15 protein-coding genes and 1 tRNA gene (1 of these 16 only partly in view) are annotated in these 14,407 nt (G+C 67.3%); 9 read left to right on the forward strand and 7 right to left on the reverse strand.

What is annotated here, in order from left to right; translation table 11 throughout:
• Window positions 1-182, reverse strand: partial view of a CBS domain-containing protein gene (locus ACMT1E_RS12540; RefSeq protein ID WP_414900638.1) — the start only. Its footprint begins 247 nt before the window's first position; only the first 182 of its 429 coding nucleotides appear in the window; it begins with the start codon at window positions 180-182; the stop codon falls past the left edge of the window.
• A 72-nt stretch (window positions 183-254) separates the two neighbouring features.
• On the opposite strand from ACMT1E_RS12540, the gene ACMT1E_RS12545 reads away from it, so the two are divergent.
• Both ACMT1E_RS12545 and ACMT1E_RS12550 read left to right on the forward strand, forming a co-directional pair.
• On the forward strand, window positions 255-545 hold the full coding sequence (locus ACMT1E_RS12545; RefSeq protein WP_414900639.1) for a hypothetical protein: 291 nt from the start codon (window positions 255-257) through the stop codon (window positions 543-545).
• The gene (locus ACMT1E_RS12550; RefSeq protein WP_414900641.1) at window positions 542-913 is read left to right on the forward strand and encodes an acyl-CoA thioesterase; all 372 of its coding nucleotides are present in this window, start codon (window positions 542-544) and stop codon (window positions 911-913) included. Before ACMT1E_RS12545 ends, ACMT1E_RS12550 begins: the two co-directional genes overlap by 4 nt.
• A gap of 74 nt (window positions 914-987) precedes the next feature.
• Here the strand turns inward: ACMT1E_RS12550 and ACMT1E_RS12555 are convergent, their stop codons facing one another.
• From ACMT1E_RS12555 to hisS, 4 genes are all read right to left on the reverse strand, one after another.
• Window positions 988-1,722 (reverse strand): DUF4167 domain-containing protein, encoded by a 735-nt coding sequence (locus ACMT1E_RS12555; RefSeq protein WP_414900643.1) that lies wholly within the window; start codon window positions 1,720-1,722, stop codon window positions 988-990.
• Between the two features lie 261 nt (window positions 1,723-1,983).
• Window positions 1,984-2,799, reverse strand: coding sequence for a peptide chain release factor N(5)-glutamine methyltransferase (gene prmC, locus ACMT1E_RS12560; protein WP_414900645.1), 816 nt, complete (start codon window positions 2,797-2,799; stop codon window positions 1,984-1,986).
• Window positions 2,792-3,865: a peptide chain release factor 1 gene (gene prfA / locus ACMT1E_RS12565; protein ID WP_414900647.1), complete on the reverse strand. Its 1,074-nt coding sequence runs from the start codon at window positions 3,863-3,865 to the stop codon at window positions 2,792-2,794. The genes prmC and prfA overlap by 8 nt, the downstream gene beginning before the upstream one ends.
• Window positions 3,862-5,112 carry a histidine--tRNA ligase gene (gene hisS / locus ACMT1E_RS12570; protein WP_414900648.1) on the reverse strand — a complete coding sequence of 417 codons (1,251 nt, stop codon included), beginning with the start codon at window positions 5,110-5,112 and terminating at the stop codon, window positions 3,862-3,864. Before hisS ends, prfA begins: the two co-directional genes overlap by 4 nt.
• 51 nt (window positions 5,113-5,163) lie before the next feature.
• On the opposite strand from hisS, the gene ACMT1E_RS12575 reads away from it, so the two are divergent.
• From ACMT1E_RS12575 to ppa, 3 genes are all read left to right on the forward strand, one after another.
• Window positions 5,164-5,817, forward strand: coding sequence for a DUF1345 domain-containing protein (locus tag ACMT1E_RS12575; RefSeq protein ID WP_414900650.1), 654 nt, complete (start codon window positions 5,164-5,166; stop codon window positions 5,815-5,817).
• A gap of 72 nt (window positions 5,818-5,889) precedes the next feature.
• Complete coding sequence (locus tag ACMT1E_RS12580) at window positions 5,890-7,800, forward strand: M61 family metallopeptidase (protein ID WP_414900651.1); 1,911 nt, start codon at window positions 5,890-5,892, stop codon at window positions 7,798-7,800.
• A gap of 28 nt (window positions 7,801-7,828) precedes the next feature.
• A complete protein-coding gene (ppa, locus tag ACMT1E_RS12585) occupies window positions 7,829-8,368 on the forward strand; it encodes an inorganic diphosphatase (protein WP_414900653.1) in 540 nt (179 codons plus the stop codon).
• A gap of 416 nt (window positions 8,369-8,784) precedes the next feature.
• On the opposite strand, the gene ACMT1E_RS12590 is transcribed toward ppa, so the two are convergent.
• Both ACMT1E_RS12590 and ACMT1E_RS12595 read right to left on the reverse strand, forming a co-directional pair.
• Window positions 8,785-8,860, reverse strand: a tRNA-Ala gene (locus tag ACMT1E_RS12590).
• 70 nt (window positions 8,861-8,930) lie between these two features.
• Window positions 8,931-9,251 carry a TIGR02300 family protein gene (locus tag ACMT1E_RS12595; RefSeq protein WP_414900655.1) on the reverse strand — a complete coding sequence of 107 codons (321 nt, stop codon included), beginning with the start codon at window positions 9,249-9,251 and terminating at the stop codon, window positions 8,931-8,933.
• 144 nt (window positions 9,252-9,395) lie between these two features.
• On the opposite strand from ACMT1E_RS12595, the gene aroA reads away from it, so the two are divergent.
• The 4 genes from aroA (at window position 9,396) to rpsA (ending at window position 14,367) form a co-directional block, all read left to right on the forward strand.
• On the forward strand, window positions 9,396-10,724 hold the full coding sequence (gene aroA / locus ACMT1E_RS12600; RefSeq protein ID WP_414900656.1) for a 3-phosphoshikimate 1-carboxyvinyltransferase: 1,329 nt from the start codon (window positions 9,396-9,398) through the stop codon (window positions 10,722-10,724).
• Window positions 10,725-10,769: 45 nt separating this feature from the next.
• The gene (locus tag ACMT1E_RS12605) at window positions 10,770-11,756 is read left to right on the forward strand and encodes a proline iminopeptidase-family hydrolase (protein WP_414900658.1); all 987 of its coding nucleotides are present in this window, start codon (window positions 10,770-10,772) and stop codon (window positions 11,754-11,756) included.
• Entirely contained in the window at window positions 11,753-12,388 is a 636-nt protein-coding gene (gene cmk / locus ACMT1E_RS12610; protein ID WP_414900659.1) for a (d)CMP kinase, read from the forward strand. The genes ACMT1E_RS12605 and cmk overlap by 4 nt, the downstream gene beginning before the upstream one ends.
• A 266-nt stretch (window positions 12,389-12,654) precedes the next feature.
• Entirely contained in the window at window positions 12,655-14,367 is a 1,713-nt protein-coding gene (gene rpsA, locus ACMT1E_RS12615) for a 30S ribosomal protein S1 (protein ID WP_414900660.1), read from the forward strand.
• Window positions 14,368-14,407: the final 40 nt, after the last annotated feature.

Here is a 14,407-nt window from a genome sequence, read left to right on the forward strand (position 1 = left end):
TTCGCGACAGCGTGGATCACATCGCGTTCCGAGAAGATACCGACCACTGTGTCGCCGTCGATCACCGGCAGCGCGCCGATGCGGCGCTCCGCCAGCAGGGCGATGGCGGCGCCGACGGTGGTATCAGGTTCTGCACTGACCACCGCGCCGTCACGCCCGGCGAGAATTACCGAAATGGTCATGGCGGGTTCTCCTTTTCGGCCTTATGGACGACTGACGCGATGTTCCCACGTTCGACGCGCAAAGGAAAGCCGATGAAAAACCAGCAGGGTGTGCCGCCCGATTCCGGCTACGCCACCGATCCGTGGCGACGCTATCGCCGGCTGATGGTCTGGATGGTACTGGTCGCGCTGATCGCGTCGGTCGCGTCTCTCCTTGGTCTGAACTGGGCAAAGGGTCCTCTACCGATCCATATGGTGATCGGCACACTGCTCGGCGTGTTCGGGTCCGTGGTTCTGGCGGCGGCGTTGATGGGGCTGGTGTTCCTCAGTTCCGGCTCCGGCCATGATGAATACATCAACGAACAGCTGCACCACGACGAATGAGCGAGCGCCGCGAGCCGGTATTGCGGGTCGTCCCCCGGCCCGGCGACATCAACGCCAACGGCCATATTTTCGGCGGCTGGGTATTGTCGCAGATGGACATGGCCGCCGGGATCGTCGCCGGCAGGGTAGCCCAGGGCGCGACCGCCACGGTTGCGGTCGAAGCGATGAAGTTCATTGCGCCGATCCTGCTGCGTGATGTGATTTCGGTTTATGCGTGGGTGGAGCGCCGTGGCCGCACGTCGGTCGCCATCCGCATCGAGGTGATCGCCGATCGCAACGGCGGTGAGCAGGTGAAGGTGACGGAAGGGGTGTTCACCTTCGTCGCGCTTGATACAGAGCACCGCCCACGCCCGCTGCCGCCGGTATAACGCACGATACAGAACGGGGCCGCCCACCGCGTTCTCCGCGGCGGGCAGCCCCGCATCTTTCATTTTTACGGCAATCAGGCGCTGGCCGCGTCGGTTTCCACCTTGCGCGGGCGACCGCGACGACGCGGCGGCGGTGGCGTTTCCGCTTCCACTTCGACTTCCGCCCCGGCATCGGCCACCGGCTCCGCCGCCTTCAGCACGGACGGCGGCAGAATCGTTGCATCGAACGCCTCGGCCGGCTCCGCTTCCGCCGGGCGGGTCCGGCGCGGGCGGCCGCGGCGCGGCGCGGCGGCTTCCTCTTCGGCCGGGTGGCCGTTCAGCGCCTGCGCAGGCGTTTCCCGATCCTTCTCGCGACGCGCCTCGCGCGCGCGCGGCTCATCACGTGCCTGCGGCTGATCGCGCTCCTCCGCCGCGTCGGCACCCTGCCCGTCACGGGGCGCGCGATCCTCGGCCGGCTGGCGGCGCGGTTCCTGCGCGACGCGATCGGTTTCGCGCTCGTCGCCGTCATCATCGCCAAGATCGATATCATCGCGGCTGCGGCGCTGTTGATTCTGTTCCTCGAACCGCGCCCGGCTTTCGCTCAGCACGCGGAAATAATGGTCGGCGAACTGGTGATAATATTCTGTGTTGACCCGATCGCCCTGCATCTGCGCGTCGCGCGCCAGCATCTTGTATTTCTCAAGCAACTGGGCGGCATTGCCGCGCGCACGATTATCGATGCGATTGCCCTGTTCGGGACGCCCGGGGTTGTTCGGCGTACGCTGTCCACCACGACCGCGACGGCGGCCGGCCTGTCGATTGTTGATCAACTTGTCCGTTTCCTCGTTCTGTGCCCAGTCGTGTCAGTGCGATCCGATCATTCCCGGATAAGCCTCGTTCGAGCGAAGCGGTACACGCCGCATGCGCGACCGCCGCCATCCGCAACTGCGGCCGGCACCGGCCGCATCATGTTCAACGGAGTGGGATCGCGTGGGTCCGGCGCACAGGCGCCGCAATCCGCTACGTTCCCCTCGACCGCACTTAGTGAGTCGGTGCGTCATTTCCAAGCGGAAATATACGACAAGTCTGTGTCATGCCGGGTAAAGGACCAGGCAACGGTCCCGCCCGGCAAGATCGCGGTGGCAGGTCGCGGGCAGGCCGGCGGCGGCCGCGAGCGCCGCAACCGCGCCAGCCTGCGTCGCGCCGATCTCTACCGCAGCGATACCGCCGGCAGCGATCAGCCGCACCAGTTGCGGCATCAGCACACGGTATGCATCCAGCCCGTCGGGACCGGCAAACAGCGCCGTCGCCGGTTCGTACAGGCTAACGTCGGGCGACAGCGCCGCATCCGCTTCGACATAAGGCGGGTTGCACAGCACCAGATCGAAACGCCGGTCGATTGCCGCCGCCCAGTCCCCCGCGACGAATTCGGCGCGATCGGCCAGGCCCAGCCGCGCGGCGTTGCCGCGGGCGACGGCAAGCGCGGCGTCGGAACGGTCGACGCCCAGCCCGCGCGCGGCTGGCCACTGGTCGAGCGCGGCGAGCAGCAGCGCTCCGGAACCGGTGCCTAGATCCAGCACAGACGCCGGACCGGATTCACCGAAATGGGCGAGCGCGGCGGCAAGCAACGTCTCGCTGTCCGGGCGCGGCACCAGCACGCCGGGGCCGACCGCCAGCTCGATCGTCCAGAAAGCGCGGGTGCCGGTGATATAGGCGACCGGTTCATGGGCAAGCCGGCGCGCGACAAGGCCGGCGAAGCCCGGCGGCGGCGCATCGGCCCCGGCAAGCAGCAGCCGTTCCCGGCTGATGCCAAGGGCGTGGGCAAGCAGCAGTTCGGCGTCGAGGCGCGGTGTGTCGGACACGGCGGCGAGCCGCCGGGCGGCGTCGCGCAGCGCCGTGTCAGCCATCCAGATTGGCGAGCCGCGCCGCCTCGTCCTCGGCGATCAGCGCGCCGATCAGCTCGTCCAGCTGCCCTTCCAATATCTCCGGCAGGCGGTGGAGGGTCAGGTTGATCCGGTGGTCGGTCACCCGCCCCTGCGGGAAATTATAGGTGCGGATGCGTTCCGACCGGTCGCCGGAGCCGACCATCGCCTTGCGGGTGCCGGAACGCTCCGCCGCCAGCCGTTCGCGTTCCGCCTCGTAAAGCCGGGTGCGCAGCACCTTCAGCGCCTTCGCCTTGTTCTTGTGCTGGCTCTTCTCGTCCTGCTGGATGACGACAAGGCCGGTCGGCAGGTGGGTGATCCGCACCGCGCTGTCTGTGGTGTTGACCGACTGGCCGCCCGGTCCGGACGAGCGATAGACGTCGATGCGCAGATCCTTGTCGTCGATCTGGACGTCGACATCCTCCGCTTCCGGCAGCACCGCCACCGTCGCGGCGGAGGTGTGGATGCGCCCGCCGCTCTCCGTCGCCGGAACGCGCTGGACACGGTGGACGCCGCTTTCGAACTTCAACCGCGCGAACACGCCGCTGCCAGAAACGCTGGCGACCACTTCCTTATAGCCGCCGATGTCGGCCGGGCTGGCGGAGATCATCTCGACCCGCCAACCGCGCTCTTCGGCGTAGCGCGTGTACATGCGGAACAGGTCGCCGGCGAACAGCGCCGCCTCGTCGCCGCCGGTGCCAGCGCGGATTTCCAACATCGCGGCGCGCTCGTCGGCGGCGTCGCGCGGCAGCAGCTTCAGCGCCAGCGCGCGTTCCGCCTCCGGCAGGCGCGCCTTGATGACGTCGACTTCCTCGGCCGCCATCTCGCGGATCGCGGGATCGTCGTCGCCCGCCATACCGGCCAGCACGTCCAGCTCGGCGCGCAGGCGCCTGACCTCGCCCGCCACTTCGGCGACCGGGCCAAGCTCCGCATATTCCTTCGACAGCGCGACAAAGCGGTCGGGCGACAGGTCGCCGGCGGCCATCTGCGCCTGCAACTCGTTGCGCCGCGCCTCGATGGCGGCGATGCGCTCGTCGGAAATGCCGGTCATGCCCCGCGCACCGCCTCGACCAGCCCGGCGATCGGCACCGCGCGCTGCACGCCGGTGGCGAGCGTCTTGACCGCGACCTCGCCGCGCGCCAGTTCGTCCTCGCCCAGGATAACGGCGAAGCGGGCACCGGCGGCGGCCGCTCTCGCCATCCGCCGCTTCATATTGCCGCGCCACGCCATGTCGCTGGCGATGCCGGCCCGGCGCAGATCGGCGATGATGCCGGTCGCCGCCGCCTCCGCCGCCGCGCCGAGCGGGACGACGGCGACGTCGAGCACCGGCTCCGCCGGCGCATCGATCAGCATCGCCAGCCGCTCGATCCCCGCCGCCCAGCCGACCGCCGGGGTGTGCGGGCCGCCAAGCCCCTCGATCAACCCGTCATAACGGCCGCCGCCGAGCACGGTGCCCTGCGCGCCCAGTCGGTCGGTGACGAATTCGAACGCGGTGTGGCGATAATAGTCGAGACCGCGCACCAGTGCGCCGTTGCGGACATAGGCGACGCCCGCCGCCTGCAGCCCGGCCTGCACCGCGTCGAAGAACGCGCCAGCCTCCGCCGTCAGATAGGCATCGATCACCGGCGCCGCGTCGGCGACCGGGCGGTCGCGCGGGTCCTTGGAATCGAGGATACGCAGCGGGTTCCGCGCCAGCCGGTCGACGCTGTCTTCCGACAGCGCGTCGCGATGCGCCTCGAAATGGGCGACAAGCGCGGCGCGCCATGCCGTCCGCGTCTCCGCATCGCCGAGCGTATTGAGCTGCAACGTCACGCCGTCGGCGACGCCCAGTTCGCGCAGCAGCTGATCGGCCATGACCAGCAGCTCGACATCGGCGGCCGGTTCGGCGGCGCCGACCACTTCGGCGTCAAGCTGGTGAAACTGGCGGAAGCGGCCCTTTTGCGGGCGCTCGTAGCGAAACAGCGGGCCGTGGGCAGCCAGCTTCAGCGGCGCAAACTGCTGCCAGCCGTTGGTCAGGTAGGCGCGGGCGATGCCGGCGGTAAATTCCGGCCGCAGCGTCAGGGAATCACCGCCGCGGTCGGCGAAGCTGTACATCTCCTTCGACACGACGTCGGTCGCCTCGCCCAGCGAACGGGCAAACACCGCCGTCGCCTCGAACACCGGCACTTCGACCCGCTGGAACGCATAGAGCCGGCGAACCCGGTCAAACGTGTCGACGACATGCGCGAAGCGGCGCTCGGCATCGCCGAGCATGTCCTGGGTGCCGCGAACGGCCTGCGGGGTCTGGATCTGGGTCATGGAAGACGCGCTCTCTATGCGAGATGCCGGCGAATCGCTAGACCGATGTGCATGGAAAGGCAGCGCCAATCCGCCGGTATCGGCGCGACGATCGCGCCCCCGCGATTCATTGTTTTTCTGCTTGTTCTGACAGCCGCCGTCGGCGGGTCGGCCGGATGGATGGCACCCGGCCATGCGCTGCTGATCGGCTTCGATATCGCAGCCGCGCTGTTCCTGCTATCGCTCGCCCCACTGCTCGGCGACCATAGTGCCGACCAGATGCGGGAAGCGGCACGGCTGAACGATGCCAACCGCGCGCTGTTGCTTGTCATCACCGGCGTGGTGATCGTCGCTATTCTGGTCGCGGTCGGTGTCGAGCTGCGTTCCGCCCGGCAAGCGGACGCGGCGGAAGCGGCATTGATCATCGGTACGCTGGCGCTGGCATGGCTTTTCTCCAACATGGTCTACGCGCTGCATTACGCGCACCTTTATTATCTGGGCGACGGCGCGGCGGGTGACCGAGGTGGCCTCCGCGTGCCGGGCACGGACGAACCGGATTACTGGGACTTCATCTATTTCTCGTTCACCCTCGGCATGACTTTCCAGACCTCCGACGTCGATATGCCGGGGCGGCACATGCGGCGGGTGGCGATATTCCAGTGCCTGGCGGCGTTCGTGTTCAACATCGGCGTGCTGGCGTTCACGATCAACGTGTTGGGCAGCTGATCGGGCTGGACCGGGGGCGCCGGCGCCGCCTAAGCCTGTGCCCTAGTGCCACCAGCAAAAGAGCGCCGCCCGATGAATGCCAGCCTGTTTCCGCTTGTCGCCATGCTTGCCGCCGTCCCCGTCCTTGCCGTCAACAGCGCGCCGCAGCCGACGCCGATCGTCGACACGATCCCGACGGCGAAGGACGAGCCCTATCCCGGCACGATCGCCCTGGCGGTCGACGCGACGGACGTGACGCGCGGCATCTTTCGGGTGAAGCAGACGATCCCGGTGGCACAGGCGGGGCCGATGGTGCTGCTCTATCCGAAATGGCTGCCGGGCAACCACAGCACGACCGGACCGATCCCGAAGCTGGCCGGGCTGGTCATCACCGCCGGCGGCCAGCCGGTGCCCTGGCGGCGCGACCCGGTCGACGTCTATGCCTTCCACATCGACGTGCCGGCCGGCGCCGGCCAGATCGACCTGCAGTTCCAGTATCTGTCGGCGACCGACGGGCCGCAGGGCCGCATCCAGATGACGCCGGAGATGCTGAGCCTGCAGTGGGAGAAGGTGTCGCTCTACCCGGCCGGCTATTTCACCCGCCGCATCCCGATCAAGGCGACGGCAACCTACCCCGATGGATGGACCGCCGCGTCCGGCCTGCCGTCGACCGCCAGCGGCGCGACCTACAGCTACGAAGCGACCGACTATGAGACGCTGGTCGATTCGCCGACGATCGCCGGCCGCCACTACCGCGCGTTCGAGCTGAGTCCGCGCGTCACCCTGAACGTGATCGCCGACACCGCCAAGGAGCTTGACGCGACGCCGGAGCAGATCGCGGCGCACAAGAACCTCGTCACCCAGGCGCTGAAGCTATTCGGTACCCAGCAATACGACACATACCAGTTCCTGCTGACCATATCGGACGAACTGGGCGGCATCGGCCTGGAGCATCACCGCAGTTCGGAAAACGGCGTCGACCCCGGCTATTTCATCAAGTGGGACAGTAATCCGGCCGAGCGCAATCTGCTGCCGCACGAATATACCCATAGCTGGAACGGCAAGTTCCGCCGCCCGGCCGACCTGTGGACCCCCGATTACCGGACGCCGATGCAGGGCAGCCTGCTCTGGGTCTATGAGGGACAGACCCAGTTCTGGGGCTATGTGCTGCAGGCACGCTCCGGCCTGGTCGGCAAGCAGGACACGCTCGATCAGCTGGCGATCATCGCCGCCGCTTATGACAATTTGCCGGCGCGGAGCTGGCGCGACCTGGTCGACACCACCAACGACCCCGTCATCGCCCAGCGGCGCCCGAAAGGCTGGATGAGCTGGCAGCGGTCGGAGGATTATTACAACGAAGGGCTGCTGGTGTGGATGGAGATCGATTCGATCCTGCGCGCGCGATCCGGCGGCAAGAAGTCGATGGACGACTTCGCCCGTACCTTCTTTGGTATCAAGGACGGTGACTGGGGCGTCGTCACCTACACCCTCTCCGATGTCGCGACGACGCTGAACGGGATCGTGCCCTATGACTGGGCGGATTTCCTCAACCGGCGGCTGACCGAGCACGCCAAGGGGGCGCCGCTCGCCGGCTTCATCGCATCGGGCTATCGGCTGACCTACACCGACGCGCCGACGGCGGCGTTCACCGCTCGGGAAAAATCGCGCAAGCTGGTCGACCTGAGCTATTCGCTCGGCCTGACGATCGGCAGCAGAGACCGGATCGCCAAGACCGTGATGTGGGACGGTCCGGCATTCAATGCCGGCATAGACGTCGGCACCGAGATCGTCGCGGTCAACGGTCGCGCCTATTCCGACGACGGGATCAAGGCAGCGGTGACCGCGGCCAGAGACAGCGCCACCCCGATCCGGCTCCTTGTCAAGAATGGCGACCGCTATCGTGAGCTTGCCATCGACTATCGCGACGGGCTGCGCTACCCGCGCTTCGAGAAAATCGACAAGGGAGAGGGTGGCCTCGACCGGCTGCTGGCGCCGAAACCCTAGCAGGCGCCGATCCACCGCAGGGATATTCATGAACATCGATCTGATACCGGTCGGCGACAATCCGCCGCACAGCCTGAACGTCATCATCGAAGTGCCGGTGGGCGGCGAGCCGGTCAAATACGAATTCGACAAGAAGTCGGGCGCGCTGTTCGTCGACCGCATCCTCCACACGCCGATGCGCTACCCGGCGAATTACGGCTTCGTGCCGCACACCCTGTCGCCCGACGGCGACCCGCTCGACGCGCTGGTCATCGCCCGCTCGCCGTTCGTCCCCGGCTGCGTCGTCCGCGCCCGGCCGATCGGCGTACTGAAACTGGAGGACGAGGCCGGCGGTGACGAAAAGCTGATCGCGGTACCGGTCGACACCACCTTCCCCTATTATTCCGACGTCGGCGAACGCGGTGACCTGCCGTCGATCGTGCTTCAGCAGATCGAACATTTCTTCAAACACTACAAGGATCTGGAAGAAAAGAAGTGGGTCCGCATCGGCAACTGGGGCGACGCGGAGGAAGCACGCCGGATCGTCATCGAGGCAATTGAGCGCGCCGGGCAACAGAAAGCCGGCTGAATCGCTTCATCGGCGCCGTGCGGCGGTTCAATCGCCGGGCGGCGCCACACCCGCGCCGCGCGGCATCGGCCGCCGGCACATTATTGTCTGCGTGCAAAAGGCTTTGGCCCCGCCCCTGTGAGGCCAGGCACGCGAGCACCTCCCCTGTGCCATGCCTTCCGCATCTGCATGGCCGCGCAGGCGCCGCAGCAGGAACGCCATCACTACCGGCCCAAACCGACGAATCAGCTGGTCGAGGTCCGTCGCCTCCCCGAATTGACTCGCCATGCGCTCCCGTCCCTTTGCACCTCAGAGTATAGGACACACAAGCGGCGCGGGCGTGTCACCCCGCGCTGGGGGAGTCGGGTCCGCACGATACTGCCCCGGCTACGGCAGGGACTTGCCATACGCCGGATGTGCAGGACGAATATAAGAAATGGTGGAGCCGAGGGGGATCGAACCCCTGACCTCTACACTGCCAGTGTAGCGCTCTCCCAGCTGAGCTACGGCCCCATCGCGCACCGCCATGTCCGGCGGGCGTTCGAGTGGCGCCGCCTTTAGGCAGGCGCCACGCGGAAATCAATCAGCTTTCGTCGTCATTCTCGGTGGTCTTCACGCCAAGATCGTCGTCACCGCCGAGATCGACCTCGTCATCCGGCGATTCCTCGGCATCTTCGTCGATGTCCAGATCCTCGTCGGTTTCCAGATGATCGCCCTCTTTGTCCGACTCGGCCGGCTTCTTGGGCGCGTCATATGGCAGCGGCTGCTTCGATTTCAGAATCGGCTCCGGTTCCCAGACATTCCCGCATTCTATGCAGGTGACCGGGTCCTCCTTGCCAAGATCGTAGAAGCGGGTCGCGCATTTCGGGCAAGTCCGCTTGGTGCCCCATTCCGGCTTCACCATGTGCCGCCTCGTGCCTCCGAAAAATGAAAGGAGCGGCGCGTCGGAAATCCGCCGGGCCGCAATTCGGCGCGCGCCTTGCCATAGCGACGCGCCGCTGTCAAAGACCGCCGGTCCCCGCCGGCACCCCCTTTTTCGGAGAACAGTATGATGCGCACCGCCCCGTGCCCGCAGCTCTTCGGCCCCAGCGGGCCGCTTGGCGGCATTGTGCGGGTTCCCGGCGACAAATCGATCAGCCACCGCGCGCTAATGCTGGCGGCGCTGGCGGTCGGCACCAGCCGGATCGAGGGGTTACTGGAAGGCGAGGACGTGTTGGCTACCGCCGCCGCGATGCGAGCGATGGGCGCTGAGGTGGTGCGCGGCGCCGACGGTGTATGGACGGTTGACGGCGTCGGCGTCGGCGGCCTGATGCAGCCGGAACAGGCGCTGGAGATGGGCAATTCCGGCACGTCGACCCGGCTGCTCGCCGGCCTTGTCGCCAGCCACCCAATCACCGCGACCTTCACCGGCGATGCATCGCTGTCGCACCGGCCGATGGGCCGAATCATCGAGCCGCTGTCAGCGATGGGCGCGGATTTCACCACCAGCCCAGGCGGCCGGCTGCCGATGACGGTCCGCGGCCTGGCGCCGGCGATCCCCACGACATACCGGCTGCCGGTGGCATCCGCGCAGGTCAAATCGGCTATCCTGCTCGCCGGCCTGAACGCGCCGGGCATCACCCGCGTGATCGAACCAGTGCCGACCCGCGACCATAGCGAACGGATGCTGGCCGGGTTCGGCGCGAAACTGACGGTGGAAACTATCGAAGGCGTCCGCCATATCGCCATCACCGGCGAAGCGGCGTTGCGGCCGCAGCAGATCGTCGTACCCGCCGATCCGTCTTCGGCCGCCTTCCCGGCGGTGGCCGCGCTGATCGTCCCCGGCTCCGCGATCGTCATCGAAAATGTCGGAATCAACCCGACCCGTGCCGGGCTGTTCGACGCACTCAGGATGATGGGCGCCGACATCACCTTCACCAACCAGCGCGACGTGGGCGGTGAGCCGGTGGCCGACATCACCGTCCGCCATACGCCGCTGCGCGGGGTGGAGGTGCCGCCGGAGATCGCGCCGAGCATGATCGACGAATATCCGATCCTGTTCGTCGCCGCCGCGCTGGCCGAGGGCCGCACGGTGATGCGCGGCCTTGCCGAACTGCGCGTCAAGGAATCCGACCGGATCGCGGTGATGGCGGAAGGACTGCGGACGATCGGCGCCCGGGTCGAGGAGCTGGAGGACGGGCTGATCGTCGAGGGCTCCGGCGGCGAACCGCTGGCGGGCGGAGGCACCGTTGCCTCCCACCTCGACCACCGTATTGCGATGAGCCTGGCCGTCGCCGGCCTAGCGGCGCGCAAGGCGGTAACCATCGACGATTTCTCACCGGTCGACACCAGCTTTCCCGGTTTTGCCGCGCTGCTCTCCGGCTTGACGAATCGCTGAGCCGGTTCGACGGATAGCAGGACCTGCTGCGCTGAGGGGAATGGCATGAGCGGCTTGACGATCGACCGACGCGCTTTGATCGGCCTGCTGGGCGCGACGTTGTGCGCACCCGCAGCCTTTGCCCGCAGCATGGGGCCGATCCCGGCGCCCGACCAGGAGGCAATGGTCCCGGTCGCCGGCGGCCGTATCTATGTTCGGGTCAACGGTGCGCTCGACGGACCGGCGGCACCATTGCTGATGATCCATGGCGGCCCCGGCGGCTCGCACACCGGCTTCCTGCCAGCACTGGCGCTGGCGCAGGAGCGCGCGATTATCCTGTACGATCAGCTCGACAGTGGCCGGTCCGACCGGCCGGACGACCCGGCGAACTGGACGGTCGACCGCTTTGTCGACGAGATCGACGCGATCCGTCGCCATTTCGGTATCACGCGGCTGCATGTGCTGGGCGCAAGCTGGGGCGGAACGGTCGCGCTGGAATATGGTGCGCGCCAGCCAGCCGGGTTGAGCAGCCTGATCCTGTCCTCGCCGCTGATCTCGACGCGCAGCTGGCTGGCCGACGCCGCGATACTGCGCGGCGAACTGCCGCCGGAAACACGCGACACGCTCACCGCCTGCGAGCAGCCCGCCCGCCCGGCGGCAGAGGTTTGCACGATCGCGACCGACGCATTCTACAAGGCGTATAACCGCCGCGAACCGGCGTTCGACGAGGTCCGCGCCTATACCGCCCAACTGCCGCCGATGTTCAACCGGCGCCTGTACGAGACGATGTGGGGCGCCTCTGAATTCGTCAGCACCGGCACGCTCAAGGATTATGACGGGGAACCGCTGCTGGCGCGGCTGACGGCGCCGACGTTGTTCATGGCCGGCCAGTATGACGAGGCGCGGCCGGTGACCGTGGCCGGTTTTGCCGCGCGGGTGAAGCATGCCGGCTTCAGCGAGATCGCCGGCGCCGCCCACGGCCTGTTCAATGACCGGCCGGAAGAAACGCGGCGGGTCGTCGGCGCCTGGGCGCGGAGATTTGATCGCCGATGATCATCGCGGTCGACGGCCCCGCGGCAAGCGGCAAGGGCACCATCGCCCGCGCGCTTGCCGCCCATTACGCGCTGCCGCATCTCGACACCGGGCTGCTGTATCGCGCGGTCGGGCAGACGCTGATCGACCATGGCGGCGACCCGGCGGACGCGAAAGCGGCGCTCGCCGCATGCCGGTTCAAGGACAAGCTGCTTGTCGACCCAAGGCTGCGTGACGATGCCGCTGGCATCGCGGCGTCGATCGTATCAACCCACCCGGCGGTGCGCGCCGCGCTGATCGACCGACAGCGCAGCTTTGCCCGGCAGCCGGGCGGGGCCGTGCTTGACGGGCGCGACATCGGCACGGTGATCGCCCCGGACGCGGACGCAAAACTGTTCGTCCGCGCCACATCGCAAATCCGCGCCAGACGGCGGCACAACGAGCTGACGGCGCGCGGCATGGCCGTTACCTTCGACCACGTCCTTGCCGACATCAAGGCGCGCGACAAGCGTGATTCGACCCGCGCCGCCGCGCCGTTGCGGCAGGCGGAAGACGCGGTGCTGCTGGACACCAGCTATCTGTCGATCGAATCCGCCATTCACCACGCGATCGACATCGTCGAGCAGCGGCTGGCCGCCCGCACGAGCGGGTAAGCCGCGCATTCGCTTGCCGGATAGGCCGCCCGCGGTTATAGCGCGCACATTCGGCGGGCGGATTCGCTCGTGAAGGATGGCGCGGAGGGGTCGGCCGGTAGCGGCCGCCAGTTCTCACGCGCCCTTTTCGCGTATCGCGTTCAGACCTTCACGATTGCTCCGCGTGCCGGGTGCCGTTCCGGCATGAGGCCGGCGCGGCGGCATATGGCCAAGACCACCGGAGACAACCGGTCGGCCAGCAATGACGTCAAGGGAACCCCAGATTTATGGCCAGTTCGGCATTTCCGACGCGCGATGACTTTGCCGCGCTCCTCAATGAATCGCTTGGTGGAGAGGACGAGGGCTTTGAAGGCCGCGTCGTCAAGGGCACCGTCACCGGGATCGAGAACGACCTGGCGGTTATCGATGTAGGCCTGAAGTCGGAAGGCCGGGTGCCGCTGCGCGAATTCGCCGCGCCGGGCCAGAAGGCCGATCTGAAGGTCGGCGACGAAGTCGAGGTCTATGTCGACCGGGTCGAGAACGTCCACGGCGAAGCGATGCTGTCGCGCGACCGCGCGCGCCGCGAAGCCGCGTGGGACAAGCTGGAATCCGAGTTCGGCGAAGAGAAGCGGGTCGAGGGTGTGATCTTCGGCCGGGTCAAGGGCGGCTTCACCGTCGACCTGGGCGGCGCCGTGGCTTTCCTGCCAGGTTCTCAGGTCGATATCCGCCCGGTACGCGACGTCACCCCGCTAATGGACATTCCGCAGCCGTTCCAAATTCTGAAGATGGACCGTCGCCGCGGCAACATCGTCGTGTCGCGCCGCGCGGTGCTGGAAGAGACCCGCGCCGAGCAGCGCACCGGCCTGATCCAGTCGCTGACCGAGGGCCAGGTGATCGACGGCGTCGTCAAGAACATCACCGATTACGGCGCCTTCGTCGACCTGGGCGGCATCGACGGCCTGCTCCACGTCACCGACCTCAGCTACAAGCGGGTCGGCCATCCGAGCGAAATGATCAACATCGGCGACACGGTCCGTGTCCAGATCATCCGCATCAACCGCGAGACCCAGCGCATCAGCCTGGGCATGAAGCAGCTTGAGAGCGATCCGTGGGAAGGCGCGTCGGCCAAATACCCGGTTGGCGCCAAGCTGTCCGGCCGCGTCACCAACATCACCGAATACGGTGCGTTCGTCGAGCTGGAAGCCGGCATCGAGGGTCTGGTCCACGTGTCGGAGATGAGCTGGACCAAGAAGAACGTCCACCCCGGCAAGATCGTGTCGACCAGCCAGGAAGTGGAAATCGTCATCCTCGAGGTCGACGAGGACAAGCGCCGCATCTCGCTGGGCCTGAAGCAGGCGATCAGCAACCCGTGGGAAAGCTTCGCCGAGAACCACCCGGTCGGATCGACCGTCGAGGGCGAAGTCAAGAACGCGACCGAGTTCGGCCTGTTCATCGGCCTGGACGGCGACGTCGACGGCATGGTCCACATGTCCGACATCGCGTGGGGCATTTCCGGCGAGGACGCGCTGGCCCTGCACCGCAAGGGCGAGACGGTGACCGCCGTCGTGCTCGACATCGACGTCGAGAAGGAGCGCATCTCGCTTGGCATGAAGCAGCTTGAGCGCGGTGCGCCGGCCGTTGGCCGCGCCGCCGAGGGCGAGCGGCTGGCCAAGAACGCGATCATCACCGTCACCGTGCTGGAGGTCCGCGACGGCGGCCTTGAAGTGCAGGCGGGCGATGACGGCGCCACCGGCTTCATCAAGCGGTCCGACCTTGGCCGCGACCGTGACGAGCAGCGGCCGGAGCGTTTCCAGATCGGCCAGAAGCTGGACGCGATGGTCACCGGCTTCGACCGGTCGAAGAAGCCGACCTTCTCGATCAAGGCGATGCAGATCTCCGAAGAGAAGCAGGCGGTGGCCCAGTATGGCTCTTCGGATTCGGGTGCGTCGCTGGGCGACATCCTTGGCGAGGCGCTGAAGGCCCGCGAGAACCAGGAGTAAGCCGCAGCACGGGCGAGCCCCGCGCTGAAGGCACCGGCAA

Source organism: Sphingomonas flavalba (assembly GCF_047553045.1).
Lineage (GTDB): Bacteria > Pseudomonadota > Alphaproteobacteria > Sphingomonadales > Sphingomonadaceae > Sphingomonas_L > Sphingomonas_L flavalba_A.

What these genes read in the sequence shown, in the direction of transcription:
- ppa (WP_414900653.1), top strand. Translation starts at nt 7,829, where the DNA reads ATGAACATCGATCTGATACCGGTCGGCGACAATCCGCCGCACAGCCTG.
- hisS (WP_414900648.1), bottom strand. Translation starts at nt 5,112, where the DNA reads ATGACCCAGATCCAGACCCCGCAGGCCGTTCGCGGCACCCAGGACATG.
- prmC (WP_414900645.1), bottom strand. Translation starts at nt 2,799, where the DNA reads ATGGCTGACACGGCGCTGCGCGACGCCGCCCGGCGGCTCGCCGCCGTG.
- aroA (WP_414900656.1), top strand. Translation starts at nt 9,396, where the DNA reads ATGATGCGCACCGCCCCGTGCCCGCAGCTCTTCGGCCCCAGCGGGCCG.
- cmk (WP_414900659.1), top strand. Translation starts at nt 11,753, where the DNA reads ATGATCATCGCGGTCGACGGCCCCGCGGCAAGCGGCAAGGGCACCATC.
- ACMT1E_RS12575 (WP_414900650.1), top strand. Translation starts at nt 5,164, where the DNA reads ATGGAAAGGCAGCGCCAATCCGCCGGTATCGGCGCGACGATCGCGCCC.
- ACMT1E_RS12550 (WP_414900641.1), top strand. Translation starts at nt 542, where the DNA reads ATGAGCGAGCGCCGCGAGCCGGTATTGCGGGTCGTCCCCCGGCCCGGC.
- ACMT1E_RS12580 (WP_414900651.1), top strand. Translation starts at nt 5,890, where the DNA reads ATGAATGCCAGCCTGTTTCCGCTTGTCGCCATGCTTGCCGCCGTCCCC.
- ACMT1E_RS12595 (WP_414900655.1), bottom strand. Translation starts at nt 9,251, where the DNA reads ATGGTGAAGCCGGAATGGGGCACCAAGCGGACTTGCCCGAAATGCGCG.
- ACMT1E_RS12605 (WP_414900658.1), top strand. Translation starts at nt 10,770, where the DNA reads ATGAGCGGCTTGACGATCGACCGACGCGCTTTGATCGGCCTGCTGGGC.
- ACMT1E_RS12545 (WP_414900639.1), top strand. Translation starts at nt 255, where the DNA reads ATGAAAAACCAGCAGGGTGTGCCGCCCGATTCCGGCTACGCCACCGAT.
- rpsA (WP_414900660.1), top strand. Translation starts at nt 12,655, where the DNA reads ATGGCCAGTTCGGCATTTCCGACGCGCGATGACTTTGCCGCGCTCCTC.
- prfA (WP_414900647.1), bottom strand. Translation starts at nt 3,865, where the DNA reads ATGACCGGCATTTCCGACGAGCGCATCGCCGCCATCGAGGCGCGGCGC.